The organism is Candidatus Diapherotrites archaeon (genome assembly GCA_040755695.1).
In the GTDB taxonomy this organism is placed as follows: Archaea; Iainarchaeota; Iainarchaeia; order Iainarchaeales; family 1-14-0-10-31-34; genus JBFMAK01.
Map to the genome: position 1 here is coordinate 112,732 of JBFMAK010000002.1, position 19,230 is coordinate 131,961.

General features: G+C 38.7%; 18 protein-coding genes and 3 pseudogenes. 14 read left to right on the plus strand and 7 right to left on the minus strand.

The window, feature by feature from the left end:
* The first annotated feature begins 4 nt into the window (after positions 1 to 4).
* From AB1467_04240 to AB1467_04250, 3 genes are read left to right on the plus strand one after another with little or no spacing between them, the layout of a single operon-like run.
* Complete coding sequence (locus AB1467_04240; protein MEW6295476.1) at positions 5 to 634, plus strand: hypothetical protein; 630 nt, start codon at positions 5 to 7, stop codon at positions 632 to 634.
* A gap of 6 nt (positions 635 to 640) precedes the next feature.
* Positions 641 to 1,315, plus strand: coding sequence for a DUF92 domain-containing protein (locus AB1467_04245; protein MEW6295477.1), 675 nt, complete (start codon positions 641 to 643; stop codon positions 1,313 to 1,315).
* An 11-nt stretch (positions 1,316 to 1,326) separates the two neighbouring features.
* Positions 1,327 to 1,761: a hypothetical protein gene (locus AB1467_04250; GenBank protein MEW6295478.1), complete on the plus strand. Its 435-nt coding sequence runs from the start codon at positions 1,327 to 1,329 to the stop codon at positions 1,759 to 1,761.
* 8 nt (positions 1,762 to 1,769) lie between these two features.
* Here AB1467_04250 and sppA read toward each other — a convergent pair whose 3' ends face one another.
* A complete protein-coding gene (gene sppA / locus AB1467_04255) occupies positions 1,770 to 2,699 on the minus strand; it encodes a signal peptide peptidase SppA (protein MEW6295479.1) in 930 nt (309 codons plus the stop codon).
* A 70-nt stretch (positions 2,700 to 2,769) separates the two neighbouring features.
* Between sppA and AB1467_04260 the strand changes: the two genes are divergently transcribed.
* The 3 genes from AB1467_04260 (at position 2,770) to AB1467_04270 (ending at position 4,084) form a co-directional block, all read left to right on the plus strand.
* Positions 2,770 to 3,288: a CDP-2,3-bis-(O-geranylgeranyl)-sn-glycerol synthase gene (locus AB1467_04260; GenBank protein ID MEW6295480.1), complete on the plus strand. Its 519-nt coding sequence runs from the start codon at positions 2,770 to 2,772 to the stop codon at positions 3,286 to 3,288.
* Positions 3,289 to 3,376: 88 nt separating this feature from the next.
* A complete protein-coding gene (locus tag AB1467_04265) occupies positions 3,377 to 3,796 on the plus strand; it encodes an exosortase/archaeosortase family protein (GenBank protein ID MEW6295481.1) in 420 nt (139 codons plus the stop codon).
* 9 nt (positions 3,797 to 3,805) lie between these two features.
* Entirely contained in the window at positions 3,806 to 4,084 is a 279-nt protein-coding gene (locus tag AB1467_04270; GenBank protein MEW6295482.1) for a hypothetical protein, read from the plus strand.
* Positions 4,085 to 4,226: 142 nt separating this feature from the next.
* Here the strand turns inward: AB1467_04270 and AB1467_04275 are convergent, their stop codons facing one another.
* Positions 4,227 to 5,843: a hypothetical protein gene (locus tag AB1467_04275; protein MEW6295483.1), complete on the minus strand. Its 1,617-nt coding sequence runs from the start codon at positions 5,841 to 5,843 to the stop codon at positions 4,227 to 4,229.
* A complete protein-coding gene (locus tag AB1467_04280; GenBank protein MEW6295484.1) occupies positions 5,840 to 6,907 on the minus strand; it encodes a hypothetical protein in 1,068 nt (355 codons plus the stop codon). The genes AB1467_04275 and AB1467_04280 overlap by 4 nt, the downstream gene beginning before the upstream one ends.
* Positions 6,908 to 7,003: 96 nt before the next feature.
* On the opposite strand from AB1467_04280, the pseudogene AB1467_04285 reads away from it, so the two are divergent.
* The 4 genes and pseudogenes from AB1467_04285 to AB1467_04300 all read left to right on the plus strand — a co-directional run bounded on the left by AB1467_04285 (position 7,004) and on the right by AB1467_04300 (position 10,420).
* Positions 7,004 to 7,405, plus strand: a pseudogene (locus tag AB1467_04285) (PKD domain-containing protein).
* Positions 7,406 to 7,555: 150 nt separating this feature from the next.
* Positions 7,556 to 7,813: pseudogene (locus AB1467_04290) on the plus strand (hypothetical protein).
* Between the two features lie 45 nt (positions 7,814 to 7,858).
* Positions 7,859 to 8,857: a GTPase gene (locus AB1467_04295; GenBank protein ID MEW6295485.1), complete on the plus strand. Its 999-nt coding sequence runs from the start codon at positions 7,859 to 7,861 to the stop codon at positions 8,855 to 8,857.
* 132 nt (positions 8,858 to 8,989) lie between these two features.
* The gene (locus AB1467_04300) at positions 8,990 to 10,420 is read left to right on the plus strand and encodes an ATP-binding protein (protein ID MEW6295486.1); all 1,431 of its coding nucleotides are present in this window, start codon (positions 8,990 to 8,992) and stop codon (positions 10,418 to 10,420) included.
* A 31-nt stretch (positions 10,421 to 10,451) separates the two neighbouring features.
* Here the strand turns inward: AB1467_04300 and tnpA are convergent.
* Positions 10,452 to 10,832 (minus strand): annotated as a pseudogene (tnpA, locus tag AB1467_04305) (IS200/IS605 family transposase).
* Between the two features lie 262 nt (positions 10,833 to 11,094).
* Between tnpA and AB1467_04310 the strand changes: the two are divergent.
* The 3 genes from AB1467_04310 to polC are packed head-to-tail and all read left to right on the plus strand — an operon-like array spanning position 11,095 to position 16,931.
* The gene (locus tag AB1467_04310) at positions 11,095 to 11,379 is read left to right on the plus strand and encodes a UPF0147 family protein (GenBank protein MEW6295487.1); all 285 of its coding nucleotides are present in this window, start codon (positions 11,095 to 11,097) and stop codon (positions 11,377 to 11,379) included.
* A 9-nt stretch (positions 11,380 to 11,388) separates the two neighbouring features.
* Positions 11,389 to 12,945, plus strand: a complete 1,557-nt coding sequence (locus tag AB1467_04315; protein MEW6295488.1) for a metallophosphoesterase — start codon at positions 11,389 to 11,391, stop codon at positions 12,943 to 12,945.
* Complete coding sequence (gene polC, locus AB1467_04320; protein MEW6295489.1) at positions 12,942 to 16,931, plus strand: DNA polymerase II large subunit; 3,990 nt, start codon at positions 12,942 to 12,944, stop codon at positions 16,929 to 16,931. The genes AB1467_04315 and polC overlap by 4 nt, the downstream gene beginning before the upstream one ends.
* 26 nt (positions 16,932 to 16,957) lie before the next feature.
* On the opposite strand, the gene AB1467_04325 is transcribed toward polC, so the two are convergent.
* Together AB1467_04325 and AB1467_04330 are read right to left on the minus strand one after the other, a co-directional pair.
* Positions 16,958 to 17,437: a hypothetical protein gene (locus tag AB1467_04325; GenBank protein MEW6295490.1), complete on the minus strand. Its 480-nt coding sequence runs from the start codon at positions 17,435 to 17,437 to the stop codon at positions 16,958 to 16,960.
* Positions 17,434 to 17,754, minus strand: coding sequence for a UPF0175 family protein (locus AB1467_04330; protein MEW6295491.1), 321 nt, complete (start codon positions 17,752 to 17,754; stop codon positions 17,434 to 17,436). Before AB1467_04330 ends, AB1467_04325 begins: the two co-directional genes overlap by 4 nt.
* Before the next feature lie 191 nt (positions 17,755 to 17,945).
* Here AB1467_04330 and AB1467_04335 point away from each other — a divergent pair, with 191 nt between their 5' ends.
* Complete coding sequence (locus tag AB1467_04335; GenBank protein MEW6295492.1) at positions 17,946 to 18,365, plus strand: hypothetical protein; 420 nt, start codon at positions 17,946 to 17,948, stop codon at positions 18,363 to 18,365.
* A 40-nt stretch (positions 18,366 to 18,405) separates the two neighbouring features.
* On the opposite strand, the gene AB1467_04340 is transcribed toward AB1467_04335, so the two are convergent.
* Positions 18,406 to 19,224 carry a hypothetical protein gene (locus AB1467_04340; protein ID MEW6295493.1) on the minus strand — a complete coding sequence of 273 codons (819 nt, stop codon included), beginning with the start codon at positions 19,222 to 19,224 and terminating at the stop codon, positions 18,406 to 18,408.
* Positions 19,225 to 19,230 lie beyond the last annotated feature (6 nt).

A 19,230-nucleotide genomic window follows, 5' to 3' on the forward strand; every position in this document is an offset into this window, starting at 1 on the left:
AAAAATGCCTGCAATAGAGGAAACAGCAAAAGAAAAAGAGACAGCAAAAAAAGCTGTTGGAAAGACCTCGCGCAGGACAATAGACAAATGGAAGAAAAAGAAATGGTTTGTATTACATGCATCAAAATCATTCAACCAGAGAGAGATAGGGGAAACGCCGGCAGAAAAGCCTGAATTGGTTGAAGGCAGGACAATTTTAGTTAGCGCACAAGAACTGGTGAATGTGCCAAAAAAACAGCACTTAATGCTCAAATTTAAGGTAGATAAAGTTCAAGGACTGAAGGCTTACACCAGGCTTGTAGGCCATGAAGTAAACCCTAATTTTATAAGAAGGCTTGTGAGAAGGCGTACAAGCAAGATTGAATCAAATCAAGTTGTAGAATTAAAGGACGGCAAAGCAAAAGTCAAAGCACTTACGGTGACCGCAAGAAAGCTTTTTGGAAGGCAGGAGACAAAAATAAGAAAGATAATGGCAGACAAAATTGCTTCTGCGGCAAAGAAAAAAGAATTTGAGGAATTCCTGCACGAACTGCTTTTCGGGAGCGTGCTAAGCAAAATAAACTCTGAAGCAAAAAAGATTGGGCTGCTGAAAAGGATTGAAATAATAAAGACTGCTTTTATTGAAAGCAAATGAACTCATATGAGCCAATTAACTGAAATAATCATCCTCCTTGTTTTTCTGGCTTTATTCTCTTTAATTACATTAAAGAAAAAAAATTATGATATTGAGGGAATCCTGACAGGAAACATAATTGGAATTGCATCCTATTTATTGGGCGGCCTGACAGCATTCATGGTCATAGCATACTTTTTTGTGATAGGAGAAATTGGAACACGATATGGAAGGAATAAAAGAAAAGACAAGCACGAAAAGAGAAGCACTGGAAACGTGCTTGGAAACAGCCTGCCTTCATTTTTCTTTCTGCCATTCAGTTCAATTGCTTTTTTTTCTGGAATTGCAAGCGCCCTTGCAGACACCCTTGCAGCAGAAATAGGCATGCTCAGCAAAAAAAAGCCTGTCCTTATCACAGATTTCAGGAAGGTTGAGAGAGGCACAGACGGGGCAATAACAGCTCTTGGATTAATTGCCTCAATAATTGGAGCAGGATTAATAGCATTAATCCATTACGGCTTATTCAGGAACATTAATTCTTTCATTATAATTCTGATTGCAGGATTTTTGGGTTCAATAGCAGACAGCTTTCTTGGGGCAACACTGCAGAGAAAGAAATTATTGGACAATAATTCAGTCAACTTCTTTGCCACAGCCATGGGCGCAGCAGCAGCATTTATATTAGCGAAAGCAGTAATATAATTGGGCCAGAAATGTCTTACAAGCTGTTTTATAAGGGAGAACAGATTGAAGTAAAAGACCTTAATAGATTTGACTTATGGAATACTTTCAGGATAATGAAAAAATTTCAAGTGCCATTTGAGACTGCGGGAAAAATGCATGAGGAAATGAAAGGCTCTGACTATTATAAAGGGAAAGAACTTGAAATATTAAAAGACGAAAAAAACAAATATGAAATTTTAGAATACAGAAGAGATCCTGAACAAAATTTTAAAAACAAAATCAGGAAAATGAAGGAAGAAAAATTGGAATTAATCCGAGAAATAAAAAGCAAAGAAGCCATAAAGGAAAAAATAAGAGAAACAATGAGAAAAAGAAATAAACCGCGGCAAAAAATGCAAACCCAAAAAAAAGAAGAGAAAAAAGGGAAATTCAGGCGTAAACCCCAGCCTAAGCATTACAGGTAAAAAAAAAACTATTTTGCCTGGATTGAGGGCTGAAGGTTTGCTGGACGTACTGCTGTAATAAAGCCTGAGCCAAATGAAAAACCTGCTTGAGAAAAAAGGTCAGAGAAAGACAGCTGCTTTTTGCCGTAAACTTTAAGGGAAGGCTCTCCTTTAATGCCTGCGAGTTCTCCTGCCTTCAGTATTGCTTTATCCCTTGTGCCCAAAGCGTCAATCAATCCTGCTTTTTTTGCCTGGGCGCCTGAAAGAATTCTTCCATCTGCAACCTCCCCAAATTTCTCTTGTGAAATTTTTCCTGCCCTGAATTTCAGTACATCGCGCTTGAAGTGAGAGAAAGCATCGCTTAAAATTTCCTGAATCAATTGCTCTTCTTCTGCTGAAAGTTCCTCGAAAGGATTGCCTAAAGCCTTGTATTTCCCTTCCTTTATAATTTTCACTTTCACCCCCAACTTCTCCATCAAACCGTTAATGTCAGGGGCAATGGAAATTACTCCAATGCTACCAGTAATTGAATCCTCGTCAGCCATAATGAAGTCTGAAGCAGAAGCAATATAGTATGCCCCGGAAGTGCAAATGTCCGCAATCCATGAAACCTTGGGCTTTTTTGTTTCCTTCAATTTTGCCACAATCTGTTTTGTTGGAACAATTGCCCCTCCAGGGCTGTCTATGTCCAGAAGAATTGCTGAAACTGAAGGGTCATTTTCAGCTTCATCAATTGAATCAATTATTTCCTGTGAGCTCAGCGATGAACTAAGATAAGGGGCCCCTGAAACAATCTCTCCTTTAATTGGAATTATTGCAATTGAGGGGCCAAAAGACAAGAAGCCTCCTGAAGAACTAAAACTTTCACCTCCAAAGAAAATGCTTGCAAGCCATGCAAAGCCCACTAAAACAATTATAGCAAAAACAATTATTATTAGCGCAAGCAATTTTTTATCCATTAAACCACATAAAGAAAAGAATACAATTAATAATTTAAATGTAACCAAAATCTTAAATTAGGAGAATAAAATGGATTTAATTACTTCAATTGTAAGGATGGCATTGATTGCTGCCCCGCTTTATGCAGCCAATGGAAGCGCGGTAATCTTTTCAGGGAGAACGCCCTTGGACTTAAACAGCAAATTTGTTGACGGAAGAGAAGTCTTCGGGAAAGGAAAAACCTTCAGGGGAACCTTTTTCGGAATAATAACAGGAATAATTGTAACGCTGATAATAGCAAACTTTTTCTTCAATGAAACCCTATTACTCACAAAACACTATGTTTTTTATGGAATACTAGTTTCAGTTGGAGCAATTTTCGGGGACCTAACAGGAAGCTTCCTTAAGAGAAGAATGGGATTAAAGAGAGGAGCCCCAGTAATAATCCTGGACCAATTTGATTTCCTTTTTGTGGGAATACTCTTCGGCGCATTCTATGCCCTGCCCTCAATAGAAGAATTCATTGCGCTCGCAGCAATAACACTCATAGCGCACAAGCTCTCAAACATGATTGCATTCAAGTTCAAATTAAAGAAAGTTCCCTGGTGAAAGGTGAGTAAAGATAAAAAAAGAAAACGAAACAGAAAAAATTTTATTCTTCCTAATAAAATTTGCAGTAATATTCTCTGCCCTGCACCTGCTCGTATGGACTGTGGACCTGAAGTTCTTGGAGGACTGGCTTGCAGGAACAGAAGCAGGCTTCACAGGCCTCCAAAGCAAGGGAAACATCATTTTCCTGAAAGAAGAAAAAATTGAAATCAATCCTTCCTGCACAGGCCTCATAAGCGCAAGCATTCTGGCAGCAGTAATCTTTTCATTGAGGAAGCCTGAAATAAAAAAGAAGATTTTGATTTTCTTGGGTGGGACAATAATTTTATTCCTTTTGAATATTGCGCGAGTGTACTTTGTGCTCTTAATTGGAATAAGTTATGGAGCCCAAACAGCAGAATTCGCTCATCAGCTGACCTGGCTGAGCACAGCAGCATTCATTGTAATTTTATGGTATTACTTCACTTTGCGCATCACGAAATCAAAGGAATTCCACGAGCTACTCTGAGGAAATAAAATGCTATTAAAACCCGGATCAAAAAAAATTGGAACCCTAAGCAATTACTTTTTGAAATTCAAAGGAAATGTTCCTGAAATAGAAAGTAAATTGGCTTCGATGCCAGCAAAAAAAGTTGCTGGAGAAATGGGAATTCCAGTGCACCCATTTGAGGGATTCATGAAACATTTCAATCTAACAAGCACTCGCGGAGAAGCAGAAGCAGAGCAAAAAGAAAGGCGATTTCTGAAGGGCAGTTTCTGGAACAAAAAAAGTGAAATTGATCAGAGGAAATTTTAGGACAAAAAGCAATGAGGAACTATGCAATTTACTGGGGGTTCCTCCTACAAGAGGAAACCAGAAAAGAATTGTGGCTTATATCTCATGGCTTAAACTGAAAAGAAAACAAAAAAAAAGGCAAGAAAAAAAAATTAAATTAATTTTATTTCTTGTGCGAGAGCAGGTATTTTGCTATTTCGCTGTAGGCAGGCCTTGTGATAATGACTCCTGCCAGAAGGCCTACAATTGTGGTTATTGCAAATCCTACGAGCTTTCCCATTCCTGAACTGAAAATGATTAATGGAAGCATTGTTGCAATGACCGTTGCAGCAGCAGTGAATATAATGAAAAAGGCTCTCTTAATCCTGTTCACAAAAGATGTCTCAGTTTCAGTTTCCCTCTTCAGCAATTCATCTGTAATGACAATTTGGTCATTAACGCCTGTTCCGACAACAGTAAGGATTCCAGCAATTGAGGCAAGATCCAAATTCCATTTAATAAGGGAAGCAAAACCTAAGGTTAGGACAACCTCGCATACTGCAGTCATCATCATTGGGAGAGTTAAACTCAACTGCCTGTAGCGCAAGTACAACACCAATGCAACAATCACCAAAGCAATCAATCCCATTATAAGCGCGGTATTCAAGAACTCTCTTCCAAGGGTGGCGGAAACAGTCTCCTTTGAAATGCTTTCAACTGAAATTGGAAGCGAACCGGATTCAAGAATTACTGTCAGGTCTGAAAGCTTCTGCATTGCATCCTGCTGGCTTTCCCCGTAACCCCTTATTATTAACTCAGAGTAAACTGTAGCGTCATCTATGTCTTCCTTGTAAGGGTTAAGGTTTGTTACGTCCTCGCTTAAGGAGATAACCTCTTTTGCTCCTGTTGCAGTCCAAGTCCAAGGGACATCAGTTTCTGGTTCAATCTTCTTTACATTAAAGCCTAAAGAATTCAAGTCTTCGATGATTTTAAGGTCAATATTAGAAGGAACCAAAGCGTTTGGATGCAATTCAAGTGAGGAAAGAAGTTCTTCTTTCTGTTCTGCTGAAAGATTCTGGTCAAATACAATGAATGGAACTGAAGCATTTTTCTGCAATTCATCAATTTTCGTGCTGGCTGGAATGCTTGCAAGCCTGTTTCCCTTCAAGTACAATTCCTTGTCGTAATTGAATTGGTCCTGCGAGAAAACCAGAACTGAATCCAAGGGCCTGTCAATAAAGAAATAAGTTCTTTCACAGTCATAGGTCTTCTGGTTTGTCTGGGGGTCAAAGCCTATAGTGCATTTATGGAAGGTTTGCTCAGTAAAACTCTTTGCTCCAGCATCACTCAAAAGGAAAGGCAGAGTCCACTTGTAGGCGTCACCTTCAGGCATGAAGCCATAGCCTTTCTGGGGGTCCTTAAAAATCTGCTTTAAGTCTGCTCCAGTGAAAAGAATATCCCCATCCAATGTCGCCTCAAATTTCCCCTGCTTTTTAAGCAGGAGTTCAATCCTCCCAACATTTGCAGGGTCAGATTCAGCTACCTGAACCAAAATAAAGTCTGAGCCAAAGGTTGAAACCTTTGTGTCCTTCAATCCAGTCCAGTCCAAGCGCTTTGAGACAACAGAAGTAATCAAAGCCAATTCATCTGGATTAACAGGCTTTGAGAGATGAATAAGGAATTGAGTGCCTCCACTGAAATCCAAGCCGAACTTCAATCCATTAACAAAAATTATGAGTACTGCAAAAAGCATTACAGCTATTAAAAACAATAACTTCCAGTTCTTTAGAAGCTCTCTCATTTTCGCACCCTTGATTTTATTGATTCAAAATACCATAAAAGGACAGGAGCATTAAACATCCATGTCGCAATCATGTCCCCAATCAAGCCAAACAGTAAGACTGCAGCAATCTCAAAGATTACAATTATCTGGTACAAGTAACTGAATACAAGCATTACAATTACAGCTACAAGCGCAGTCAAAGTCATTGTAATTCCAGTCCACATTGCATCAATTGTTCTTTCTCTTGGGGTCCTCTCTCTTCTCTTCAGGAGCCTTGTGGTGAGAAGAATGTCTGTGTCAACACTGTAACCGAAAAGCATCAAGAGAGCAGGAATTGAGTTTAAGGAGAGTGGAATCCCAAAAAACACCATTCCACTCATTGCGGAGAGCACATCAAACATTCCTGCAAAAATTATTGCAAGAGAAGGAATGAATTCCCTGAAAGCAACAAAAACTACAATGATAATTGAAATAAAGGCAACAATTGCAACAAAAACCGCATTATCCCTGAAAGCCTTCCCTAAGGTAGGCTCAATGCTCCTCACCTGAAAGAAGCTTTCAGAGCTTAAGCCGAAATTCTGCCTTATGACCTGCCTTATTTCCTCAGTGAAAGAATTTCTTGCCTTGGAGTAAAGCTCGTCAGCCTTATCCACTAAATCCTTTCCTTTAAGCGAAGGCATTGATTCATCCTTAAGGAAAATTAGGGAAGAAGTAATGCTGTTTCGCGCATGCAGTTCAGCGTTAGCAGCATCATTTGATTCAAGGAAGCCTTTAGCCAAATTCAATTCCTTTGCAGCATTGCTCAAGTCCTTGTTTTCAGCGAACTCAATGTTCACTCCATAGCCTCCTGGCCCTGAAACAGAGGAAACCTTTAATTCGGAGAAATTGAACTGTTCTGAGAGTATTCCCTCAAGCTTTTTTGCATCAACAGGCTTGTCAGCCTTGAACACAATCAGGGTTCCGCCCTTCAAGTCAATTCCCTGGGCAATTTTAGGACTGAAAAAAACCAGGTAAATGAACAGAATTAATAGTATAGCGGGCACTATCATGTAATACTTGTAGTTCCTGTCAAACAAACGCATTAAAGCTCACTCAAAAGCAAAAAAAATCCAATAAAAATTTAACCCAAAGAAAAGAATAAAAACAAGATACTTTCAATTAAAATACTGGAGAACATAATGAACAAAAAAAGCCTGAAAGGCCAAGGCACATTTGAATACCTCCTAATAGTGGTCGGGGCAATAGTAATTGCAGCCATAGCAATAGTACTGCTCACAGCACAAGGTGAAACAGGAAAAAATGCAGTGAACACAGGAAACACTGCTTTCTCCACTGGAACAGAAGAACTCCTTGGCCCTCAAGCAGACTTTAACTCAGACAAAACAGAAGGCACAATAAATGACACTTTTAATTTCACAGACCTTTCTACAGCGCCTTCAGGAAGCAGCATAACTTCATGGAACTGGAGTTTTGGGGATGGGGCAGGAAGCAGTGAACAAAACCCCTCACACCAATACACGAAAGGGGATGATTACACTGTAAGGCTTACAGTAATAGACAGCAAAGGCAAGACAAGCACTAAAGGAAAATTGATTAAAGTCACTTATTCTACAATCGCAGCAGATTTCACTGCACAGCAATTATCCGGAGTAAAGACAGTTACTTTCACTGACACAACAGCAGTGCCCCCTGGAACAACAATTCTTGTAAGGGAATGAAATTTCGGGGACGGCAGCCCTCTATCATATGAACAAACCCCGGCTCATGTATATGCAGGCTACACCTCTTACAATGCAACTTTAAGCGTAACAAACGACAAAGGAGAGCAAGGCACAGCAAGCCAAAATATTTGGGTTGAAAGATTATGCGGTAATGGCATTTGTGAACCGAGTGAAACATGCATGGTCCGCGGTGCTGACTGCGTTGAGCCAAACCCTTATTGTTGTGATGGGGCCTGCCAGTCATCATCAGTATGCCTGCCAACTTAAAAAAAACAGCACAATAAAATAATCTTTTCTCTTTAATTTTTTATTATGGAAAAAATAAACCAGATAAGCCAGCTTAATTCAAGCGAATTATTTGAATCATGCTTCAGGAGGATGCACAAGGTAAGCGTTGGAAGAATCAGAAAGAAAAAAAGGTTTGTGCTAAAAAGAGAGACAGAGAAAGTAAAGGCTTTTGCTAATTGCCTGAGCGAAAGGCTTTCCTCTTACATTAATTCTTTCCCTCGCTTTGAAGAAGTGCATCCATTCTACCAGGAATTAATTGAATTGATCGAAAGCAGGGACGAATACAAGAAAAGCTTAGGGCATTTAAGCAAGCTCAACAAAATCATAAGGAACATAAGGACAAAAACAGTCAAGGAAATGCATCACAGCGGAAAAGAGGAGGAAATAATTGCTATTTCAAGGGGATTTTTTGGGAGAATTAATTCACTCAAGAAAGACTTGGAGAAAGAAACAGCAAAAATGAACAGGATTGCATTTGAATTAAAGGAGTTCCCTTCAATTGAATTTGATGCCCCAACAATAATCCTTGCAGGAATCCCTAATGCAGGGAAGACAACAGTCCTGAAAAGGCTTACAGGAGCAAAAGCAAGGATTGCCTCCTGGCCTTTCACTACCCAAAAAATCCAGTTAGGCTACTTTACGGAAAGATACTATAGAATCCAAGTAATTGACACCCCGGGCCTGCTTGACAGAGAGGAAAGCAAGAGAAACCCAATAGAAAGAAAAGCCGTTGACGCCCTAAAGAATTTGCAGGGAATAATTGCTTTTGTGTTCGACCCAGTGCAACAGAAAGAAGAAGGCATCAAAGCCCAATTGAATTTAATTAGGGAAATCAAGGCCCACAAAAAAAGGGTTGTTGTACTGATAAACAAGAGCGACATTGCAGGAAGAGAAGAAATAGGCGGGGCAGAAGAAAAAATAAGAGAATTAAAAGAGGAATTTGCTGTCTGCGGTGAAGGAAGAGAAAAAGAATTAAGGGAATTCATTGTTGCAAAATTAAGGGAAGAAAAACTTATAAAGTGAAATTCAATTAGCCAATATTAGTATAATTACGATTATACAGTTTAGGGATAGAAAAAACAGTTTATGGAGAAAGTTTTTTAAACATTATTATTTTTATAATAATTATTTATTTAATAATTATTGAGTGGTTAAATGCTTTTTTATAACAGAGAACCGGAATTGAAGGAACTGCATAAAATGAACAACATTGCAGATAATAAGAGTGTATTGTGTGTCATTACTGGCGTTAGAAGAGTGGGCAAAACTGAGCTGATAAAGAAATTTTTTGCAAACAACAAAGGAGTTTATTTTTATGCTGACTCCACAAAAAATTCCCGGCAATTGCTGCAAGATTTTTCCGGCACGCTTATTTCTTCCTTCAATCTCGAGAAATCAATCAAGCCTGCTTCCTGGGAAGACTTTTTAAGAATTCTTTTTGAGTCAGCCAAAGACAAAAAAGCTGTTGTGGCTTTTGACGAATTCCAGCGCTTCTCAGACATTTTTCCGGGTTTTGTGCAGCAAATGCAAAAATATTTTGATTTAAATCAGAACAAATCAAGGCTTTTCTTGATTGTTTCAGGCTCTAGCATTGGCTTGCTGAAAAAAATGTTTTTTGAGCAGAAAGCGCCATTGTTTGGGAGAACTCACAATATATTGTATTTGAAGCCGTTTTCAATCAAAACCGTACTTAAAATTCTTAAAGATTATGGGATTTCAAATATTGAAAAGCAGATTGAATTTTTTGCTTTTTTTGGGGGAATGCCAAAATTCTATGTCTTAATTGGCGATAGGAGAATTAAAAATATTGATCAGGCATTAGAAGAATTGGTTTTCTCTGATAATGCGCCCTTGCGCAAAGAAGTTCAAAGCATTATAACAGAAGAATTTGGGAAAGAAGTAATATCTTATTACGGGATATTAACTGCGATCGCTCTAGGCAAAACAAAGGCAAATGAAATTGCAGACTTCATTCAAATAAAGGAAACCTCTTTAACCCCTTATTTTTATGATTTAACTGAATTACTGGAAGCAGTAAAAAAAGAGGTGCCTGCAGTTGAACCAGAATTCAAAAAAAGCAAGAAAGCAAGGTATTTTCTTAAAGACAATTTTTTCAGGTTCTGGTTCAAGTTCATTTACAGAAACAGGAACAAATACGAAATAGGAAATTATGCCCCAATAAAAGAAAACCTCAAAAAAGAATTCAATGCCTTTGTAGGAATAGCTTTCGAAGAAGTTTGCAAGCAGGCAGTAATAGAACTATCAAAAAAAGACAAATTCTTTTCATTTGACAAAATGGGCAGGTGGTGGCACAAAGACAAAGAAATAGACATCATTGCATTAAATGCCAGTTCAAAGAAAATAAATTTTATTGAATGCAAATGGCAGAACAGCAAAATCAAATTAAAAGAATTAATGGAACTAGAAGAAAAAAGCAGGTTTGTTGAATGGAACAAAAAAAACAGGGTTGAAGGATTCGCTTTTTTTTCAAAGAAAGGCTTTGAACAAAAAGCACTCGATTACACAAAACACAAAAAAAACTGGAAACTCTACACCATAAAAGACCTAAAAAAAATACTAAAATAAAACAAAAAGAAAAACACCGCTTGTTAACATAATCATTCATTTTATTCTCATCTTTTCCGACTCCATGAAAGTAATAGCTTGGATTCCACAAGCGACCTTTCCAGAAATATTTTTCTCTCAAGTAGGGGAACTCCTGCATTAATATTCTACTACTCCTTCCTTTCAATGCTTTCATTACCTGCCATAAAGCATATCTTGGACTCAAATCAAAAACCATATGACAGTGATTATCATCAAAACCCAAAGAATCAACAGAAATGTCTTTTTCTTCAAAAACTTGTTGAAAGACTTGCTGACAACGTTTTCTGACTTTCTCATCAGAAAAGATTTCCTGGCAGTATTTCGCCTTGATTCCAACATGAACCTTTAACTTACCTATGCTGGAACTATAAGTAGGTAAATCGTTAAACATGTAATCTGCCTCCTGCCGGCGCGCGAAAAAACACGTGCGCCGACAAGAGGAATAACACCACAAAAAAGAAAAAAAAGATTAGGCCACCACAAACCACCATTTAAAAAATGGAGGAATTCGCAAGCTTTAAAACATAATGCCTTTTTTGATGTTTTTTTGGGCTGGGGGAAAATTGAAATGCTTTTTTAAGCATTTTCTTTGCACTAATTTTAATAGGGACTTTTTCTTTTCTTTAAGGCACCAGGAAAAGGGGGCGGAAAAAATGAAAGGCAAGAAAAGCAAAGACAAAAAAATTGATGTAAGCAATGTAGTCGAATTAATGGAAATAGTAATAAACGATACAAGCGTTCCAAGAAACATCAGGAGGGCAGTGGAAGAAGCAAGAGAAAAAGTGAAGGAAGGCAAGGAAGAATCAAGCGTGAACATCAGCTCGGCAATTTACGTTTTGGACGACATAAGCAATGACATCAACATGCCTTCGCATACGAGGACAGACATCTGGACCATAATAAGCCAGTTGGAAGCATTAAAGGAGAAAGCAAAGTGAGGTAAACAAATGGAATTAGAAGAAAGAAAAAAAGAGATATTAGGTTTTGCTGAAGAGAACAATCTGGTTTTGGACTCAAAGGCCATGGAATTATTAGCCGGAAGGCCGATCGAATACAAGGGCCTGCTGAAGGAACTGGCAGAAGGGAACGCCTTCATTATCTCAAAGGGCATGCTGGAAGAAAAAATCAAGGAAAGATTCGGCTTAGAGGAAAAGAAAAAAAAAACTTCGTGCAATGCAAGAGAGCTTCAGCCTGACATAAGGCTTATTGAAGAATTGAATGTAACAAGCAATTCTGTTTCTGAGGGGAAAGTGAAAGACTTTATTGCATACTTTCAGGACAAATTCTTGAGCCTCTCTGAAATGCTCTCAAAAAGGCCTAATTTTAATCCAAGGCCTATCAAAAGGCTTAGGACTACAACAAGGAACAATGAAATAGAATTAATTGCAATGGTGAGAGAGAAATGGAAGACTAAAGCAGGAAACATTGCATTCAGGATTGAAGACTTGGAAGCAGAGTGCGTTGCAGTAATATCAAAAGACAACCTTCAATTGAACAAGGTTGCAGAAACAATATTGTGCGACAATGTTATTGGAATCAAGGCAATAAAGGCATCAGAGGGAATGATAATAGTAAAAGAACTATTCCAGCCTGAACTGCCCTTAAGGACATTCAAGAAAGCCGAAAGGGAAGTGAATTTAATTGCAATCTCTGACCTGCACGTGGGAAGCAAGCTTTTCCTAGAGCACTCTTTCTATAAATTCCTTGAATGGCTGAACTGCCAGAACATTCCGGAAAAAGAGATTGAAGCAGTAAAAAAAATAAAGTACTTGCTTATACTCGGCGATATTTCGGACGGAATTGGGGTGTACCCAGAACAAATAAACGAATTAAACATAAGGAATATTTATGACCAATACAAGAGGTTCGAGCAATTAATGATGGAAGTGCCTGAACACATTGAAGTAATAATGATTCCGGGGCAACACGATGCAGTAAGGTTCGCTGACCCCCAGCCTGCAATCCCAGAAGAATTTTTGCCTGAATTATATGAAAAAAAGAATTTTCATTTCCTGAGCAGCCCTGGGTGGGCTGAAATAGAAGGACTGAAATGCTTGTTATATCACGGTCCTTCGCTGCACGACCTTTACTCAAGCGTGAGCTTTCTGAGCTACAGCAGGCCTCACGAGGCAATGATTGAATTGCTTAAGAAAAGAGATCTAATGCCCTGCTACGGCATGAAAAGGCCTTATGTTCCAGAAAAAAAAGATTACATGGCAATAAAAGAATTGCCTGATTTATTTTTTGAAGGAGACCTGCACCACAATTCTTACGGTGAATACAGGGGCACAATTGTTGTTAGCTGTGGCACCTGGCAGAAGAGAACAGAATTCCAAGTAAAGCAAGGACATGTTCCAACCCCTGGAATTGCAGTAATGCTTGAACTGAATACTGGAAAAATAATTGAAAAAAGCTTTTACTCTGAGGCAGCAGGCGAAGGCACAATAGCAGAAGAAATAGAATTAGGAGAAGAAGAAATAGAAAGCGAAGAGGAAAAAGAATGAAAGCAAAAATTAAAGAAACAGAATTGCTTGCAAGGGAGGACTTAAAAGAATACTTCAAGGAATTAAAAGAGAAAGTAAAAGAAAGGTTTGAGATAGCCGAAGAAGCAAGGGAAAAAGGATTGGATACAGAAGAAAAAGTGGAATGCATTCCTGTGACAGACCTTGCAGAGAGAGCAGAAAGCATTATAGGGCCCAAAGGCTTAGCGCAAAGATACAGGCAATTGTTCAAGGAACTCAAAGGAGACAGAATGAAGGTGATATTCAAATTATTCAAGGAGATAATAGAAGGAGAATGGTGCAAAATAGAAGATGAAGGAAAAAGAGTTGAACAAGCAATAAAAACCTGTTTGGTAATAGAAACAGAAGGGGTGGTAGTAGCACCAATTGACGGTGTGCCAAAAATCTGCATAAGCAAAAACTTTGACGGAAGCAGGTATGTTGACGTATATTATGCAGGCCCAATAAGGGCAGCAGGGGGCAGTTCAACAGTTCTCCCATTAATTTTAGGAGACTACGCAAGAAAGCTCATGAATCTGGACAGATACAAGCCCACAGAAGAAGAAATAGAAAGATACGTAGAGGAAATAATAATTTACGAGAACGAGATTGTTTCAAGACAATACACAATGACAGAAGAAGAAATAAGGGCAATTGTAAGGAACTGCCCTGTATGCATTAATGGAGTGCCCACAGAATTAAGGGAGGTTTCAGTGCACAGGGACTTGGAAAGAATTCCCACAAACAGGATAAGGGGAGGGGTAGGCCTTGTAGTAACAGAAGGCCTTGCATTGAAAGCATTAAAGGTAATGGACTGGGCAAAACAATTAGGCTTGGACTGGAGTTATTTGGAACAAATAGTTAAAGTAAAAAAAGCCTCTGACACGAAAACTGAGATAAAGCCAAACTTCAAGTACTTAGACAGGATTGCAGCAGGAAGGCCCTTGCTTGCATACCCAATGAAGCAGGGAGGCTTCAGGATAAGATACGGCAGGGCAAGGAACACAGGAATAATGGGAAAAGGCATCAATCCAGCAACAATGATTGCACTGGATGAATTCATTGCAGTGGGAACACACATAAGGATTGAAAGGCCTGGAAAGGCAGCGCAATTGTTTCCCTGCACTGAAATCAACGGGCCAATAGTACTGCTCAAGGACGGAGAAGTAAGAAGGCTTAATTCAATAGAAGACGCAACAGAACTGAAGAATCAAATAAAAAAAATTCTTTTCCTGGGAGACCTGCTTGTAACCTATGGAGACTTCAGGAAGACTGCTCATCCTTTGCTTCCATCGCCTTACGTTGAAGAGTGGTGGAAACTAGAATTAGAGAAAGCATTAAGCGAAAGCAGAAAGATTTCTGGTTTTGACGGAAAGAAGTTGCTTGAAGATATTTATGCAATAGACCAATTCACTGCAATAGAATTGAGCCTTCAATTAGGAATTCCATTACACCCAAAATTCCTGCATTACTACAACATGCTTTCAAACGAGGAAATGCTTGAATTAATGAAAGAGGCAAGGAAAGCAGAAAAAATATTCGATGAAGGCAGGATCATTGAAGCAAGATTTGAATTAAAGAAAGAAACAAAAGGAATGCTGGAAAAAATTGGAATCCCACATAAAATAAAAGAAGGAAAAATTGCAATCAAAGAGAAATATGCCTACAGCTTCCTCAAAACATTGGGCGCATTAAGCACTCAAGAACTTCCTAAAAAAATTGAAAACATCCTTGAAAGCCTTTCAAATTACTCCGGAATAAAAATCAGGGACAAGATAGGATTCTTTATAGGAGCAAGAATGGGAAGGCCAGAGCAGGCAAAGCCAAGGGAAATGAAGGGAAACCCTCACGTGCTATTCCCAATAGGCCTTGCAGGAGGCAATACAAGAAGCATTAACAAGGCAATGGAATCCTTTCCTGACAGGAACTCAAAGCAGGGGCTCATAAAAGTGGAAATAGGATTGCACGAGTGCCCTAAATGCCATGCAATAAATTTTGGGCAGAAATGCATTGAATGCAGTGCAAGAACAGAAAAAATAGGCTCATGCGAAAGATGCGGCACAACAAGCAAAGAAAAAGAAAGGTGCCCAAAATGCAATTCGCGCTTGGTTCAATCGGAGGAGCAGCAAATTGACCTGCAGGAAATTGTCGGAAAGGCATTAGAAAAACTCAAAATAAAAATGCCTGAAACAGTGAAAGGGGTGAAAGGACTGTTCAATGAAGCAAAAGAGCCAGAGCCAATAGAAAAAGGCATTCTGCGAGCAAAGCATGACATCCACATTTTCAGGGACGGCACTTCAAGGTTTGAATTATTGAATGCGCCTCTAACACACTTCAAGCCAAAAGAGATTGGATTGAGCGCGCAGAAAGCAAGGGAGCTAGGATACAAGCAAGACATTCACGGAAAAGAAATTGAAGATGAAGGGCAGACAATAGAATTGTTCCCTCAGGACATTGTGGTGAACGAGAAGGCAGGCGACTGGCTTGTAAGGGTGAGCCAATTCATAGACGAAGAACTGGAAAAATTTTATGGCCTTAAGGCATTCTATAATGCAAAAACAAAAGAAGAATTAATAGGGGAACTTGTCATAGGCCTTGCCCCCCACACTTCGGCAGGAATTGTCGGGAGAATAATAGGATACAGCAAGGCAAGAGTAGGCTGGGGCCACCCTTACTTCATAATGTGCAAAAGAAGGAATTGTGTTCACCCAAAAACAAAAGTAACAGTGTGGAATGAGGATACAAAAAAAATAGAAAAAAAAGCAATAAAAGAATTGGTTGAAGAAGAAATAAAAAAGAATGCGAAAAAATTAATAAAAGCAGATAGTTATGGAATGAAAATAATTGAAAATACAAGAAATCTTTACGCATTTAACTTGAATCCTAAGACAAAAAAAATAGAAAAAAAGAAAATAATTTACTTCTTTAAAGGCAAACCGCCAAAGCATTGGATTAAAATAATCACAAAAAGCAAAAGAAATTTTGTTATGACGCCAGACCACAAGTTTTGTTATTTTAAAGGAAGAGAACTGAAAATAAAAGATGCTAAAAACGCACAAAAAGGCAACTTAATTCCTGTTTTAAAAGGCAGTTTAGAAAAAGCAAAAATTGTAAAAGAAGAAATCATTTCTGTAAAAAAAATTATTGAAAACACGCCAAGCTATTGCTTAGAAATAGAAGAAAAAAATGAAACAAAATCAAAAATTATTTTGTGGGGGAATAAACTGCTTCAGCCTAGATGCGACGGCGACCAAGACTCGGTGTTGCTTTTGATGGATGCATTGCTCAATTTTTCAGAGCATTATCTTTCAGGCTCCAGGGGGGGAAGAATGGATGCGCCATTGGTTTTCACTGTTAACTTGAATCCAACGGAAATAGACAATGAGGTTTACGAAATGGAGACAGTAACAGAATACCCTTTGGAGTTCTACGAGAAAACCTTGGAGTTCAATGACAGGCCAATTGAGTCAATTGCCATTGTGAAAAAGAAGCTGGGCACAGGAGAACAGTACACTGAAATAAATTTCACTCATGAAACACAGGAATTCGATTTAGGCCCCAAAATGAGCCAGTACGTCCAATTGAAGACAATGGAAGAAAAAATCAGGAGGCAGGCGCAACTGCAATCAAAAATAATGGCAGTAGAAGAAAAGGACGCACTGGAAAGGGTGATAGTAAGCCATCTGCTTCCGGACATCATTGGAAACACTAGGGCATTCAGCAAGCAGAATTTCAGGTGCACCAACTGCAACACAAAATATAGAAGGGTTCCATTAAGCGGCAAATGCACTAAATGCGATGGAGGCAATTTGGTGCTAACAATAGCTGAAGGTTCGGTGAGGAAGTACTTGAAGATAGCAAAAGACACCATAAGAGAATACGGCCTCAGTGATTATTTGAGGCAGAGGATTGAATTAGCAGAAAGAGAGATAAGTTCGGTATTCACAAACGAGAAAGCAGAACAGAAGTCATTATACGAGTACATTTAATTGAAATTTTTAATTGAAATAAAAATTCAGTTTAAGAGTTCCTGCTTGCTGTGGATTATTAGGCCTTCGCTGTGTTCTAATTCTTTTATGAGGGAATATAATTGACTCTGATTCAGAATCTTTTTTATGAGAAAGGCCCTAAGCAGTTCCTCCAAATCAATAAACCTGGCTTTCTCCCTCTCGCACAATTCATTTAGAAGGTGATCGTTTGAAATCAAAAGGAAATGCCTTTTCCTGCAGGCAATAAAACAGGACAATTCAGCCTCAAGGATTTCCTCATGCTTTTTTCTTAATTCCTTTAATTCCTTTAATTCAGCTGAATTCAATTCCACTGAATTGACTGAAGAAAGGATTTTTGCTGAATTCCTGCCAAAAGAATTCTTGAGCTCCGAGGCAACAAAGTTTGAAACAAAAATCTCTTTTTCGCCGAAAAGCTTTTTTAAAAGAAGAATCCTGTTCTGCTTCAAGAAAATGCTCGCGCAGTCCAGTTCAAGCAATGCCTTCAAGTAAATACTTCCTTTAATTTTTCGTCAATCTCTCTTGCCTTTTTTCCTTTGGTCAAGCGCTTTATTCCTCGGTCCTTCAATTTCTGCTTGAATTCTGCAATATTAAGGCCGGCAATCTCTGAAGCCCTGCCAATAGAAATCTTCTTGTTCTTGAATAATTCAACAGCAATAACAGTCCTCAATTCAGGATGCATCCTCAAGAGATTCCTGAAAGCATCCTTTATTACCTCGGACTTGGAGGAATAATGGCCAGAAGAAACCAAGGCAAAAATTTCCTCTTTCATTACCTTAGGCAGAGAGAAAGCATCAACAGGCATTCAAAAGACCAAAAAAATTAGGCTATAAACAATTTATAAGATTATTATAAAATTACAAGATTCGCGCAAAAAAAAACTAATTCAAGGCCAGTGCATAAAAACCCAAAAAAGGCACAAAAAGGGTTTTAAAGCCATTACTAGAAATGTTTTTATATTACAAGTGAGTTCTTATATCTGGTTAGTGGTGTATAATGAAAGGAAGTTTTTTGATAAAGGCAAAAGAACCGAAGGTTATTACAGAGAAGGGGGTAAGGGCTTTTATTATGGAACGCCTCTTGAATTCGCCATTCAACAAAGGCAGCGTAATTAATGTAGACGAAAAAACAGTCCAAGTTCAATTAGACGGCGACGAAAAACAAATTAAATTGTTTATGCAAAAACTGGAAAAAGATCTCGTTGCCCAATTCGGGAATCCTTCAATCTCTTTCACATTATTCCAAGAAAACCCTGCCTTGGAAATCCCTGATTTAATGCGTTCAAGCCAAGCGCTTATGGTTGGACAATTGCAAAAAGGCATAAGTGTACAATTGGATATTTCGCAAACCCTGAGAGAAATGTCAAAAGAATTAAGGGAATTGCCAAGAGAATTAGCCAAAATTCTAAAAAGCTAATTTCAGTCCACTAATTGAAGTCAGCAGATTTGAAACAATTTCAAGGCCAGTGCATAACCCAGCCGTAAGCCCAAAAAAAGGCAAGAATCAAAATAATTATGAGGAGAGCCCAGACAAACCATCTCCTGTGAGGGGCAGTTGTTGCGCCCAAACCTTTTTTTAGGCCTCCTGCAAGACCAGAAACGATTCCAGCGCTGTACTTCAGCCAACTGGAGGGCCTCTTCAAATCTGAAAGGGTGTCCTTAAAAATTTCTGAGGCAGTCTGGCCTCTTTCAGGTAATTCAACTTCCGAGAGCATGCTGCCGTCAACGCCAGAGAAAAGGAATTCTTGCTGTTCTTCACCTTCAATGCTGACAGAAACAAAAACTATTGGAAACAAAACCTTGCGCAATTGATGAATTATGACATTGTCCTTTCCAACACCTAATTTTTGGGCAACCTTTATTTGGGCAATCTTTCTTGCCTCGTCCTCAGTCATCAACGTGCTCTTTTCTTCTACCTCAATTCCCTTAGGCACCTCAACCTCTTTTGTGAGCTCAATGCCTTCATCAATTGAAGCAGCAATACCTTCCTCCAATTCAGATGTAAGGGCATTCAATGCATCCTTTCCGTTCATTGTCTCAGAGACAATTTTTTCTGCTGAAATAGAACCCAAACCTTCATCTTCTCCTTCGCCCTCGGGCTCGGGCCTTGATTCAATGAATGCATCATAAGAAAAAATAAAGTAAGGGGTAAAAGACATGAAGGCTTCAGCCAATTCAATATTCTTCCAGCCCTTAGGCTCAGCGAATTCCTTGATTAAATTTAGGGCTTCCTCTAAAGAAAAAGAAACAGGAAAGGAGTAATCCTTCAATTTCATATAATA

Excerpts from the sequence above, each read along its gene's own strand:
- AB1467_04240 (MEW6295476.1), top strand. The coding sequence starts at position 5 with ATGCCTGCAATAGAGGAAACAGCAAAAGAAAAAGAGACAGCAAAAAAA.
- AB1467_04245 (MEW6295477.1), top strand. The coding sequence starts at position 641 with ATGAGCCAATTAACTGAAATAATCATCCTCCTTGTTTTTCTGGCTTTA.
- AB1467_04250 (MEW6295478.1), top strand. The coding sequence starts at position 1,327 with ATGTCTTACAAGCTGTTTTATAAGGGAGAACAGATTGAAGTAAAAGAC.
- sppA (MEW6295479.1), bottom strand. The coding sequence starts at position 2,699 with ATGGATAAAAAATTGCTTGCGCTAATAATAATTGTTTTTGCTATAATT.
- AB1467_04260 (MEW6295480.1), top strand. The coding sequence starts at position 2,770 with ATGGATTTAATTACTTCAATTGTAAGGATGGCATTGATTGCTGCCCCG.
- AB1467_04270 (MEW6295482.1), top strand. The coding sequence starts at position 3,806 with ATGCTATTAAAACCCGGATCAAAAAAAATTGGAACCCTAAGCAATTAC.
- AB1467_04275 (MEW6295483.1), bottom strand. The coding sequence starts at position 5,843 with ATGAGAGAGCTTCTAAAGAACTGGAAGTTATTGTTTTTAATAGCTGTA.
- AB1467_04280 (MEW6295484.1), bottom strand. The coding sequence starts at position 6,907 with ATGCGTTTGTTTGACAGGAACTACAAGTATTACATGATAGTGCCCGCT.
- AB1467_04295 (MEW6295485.1), top strand. The coding sequence starts at position 7,859 with ATGGAAAAAATAAACCAGATAAGCCAGCTTAATTCAAGCGAATTATTT.
- AB1467_04300 (MEW6295486.1), top strand. The coding sequence starts at position 8,990 with ATGCTTTTTTATAACAGAGAACCGGAATTGAAGGAACTGCATAAAATG.
- AB1467_04310 (MEW6295487.1), top strand. The coding sequence starts at position 11,095 with ATGAAAGGCAAGAAAAGCAAAGACAAAAAAATTGATGTAAGCAATGTA.
- AB1467_04315 (MEW6295488.1), top strand. The coding sequence starts at position 11,389 with ATGGAATTAGAAGAAAGAAAAAAAGAGATATTAGGTTTTGCTGAAGAG.
- polC (MEW6295489.1), top strand. The coding sequence starts at position 12,942 with ATGAAAGCAAAAATTAAAGAAACAGAATTGCTTGCAAGGGAGGACTTA.
- AB1467_04330 (MEW6295491.1), bottom strand. The coding sequence starts at position 17,754 with ATGCCTGTTGATGCTTTCTCTCTGCCTAAGGTAATGAAAGAGGAAATT.
- AB1467_04335 (MEW6295492.1), top strand. The coding sequence starts at position 17,946 with ATGAAAGGAAGTTTTTTGATAAAGGCAAAAGAACCGAAGGTTATTACA.
- AB1467_04340 (MEW6295493.1), bottom strand. The coding sequence starts at position 19,224 with ATGAAATTGAAGGATTACTCCTTTCCTGTTTCTTTTTCTTTAGAGGAA.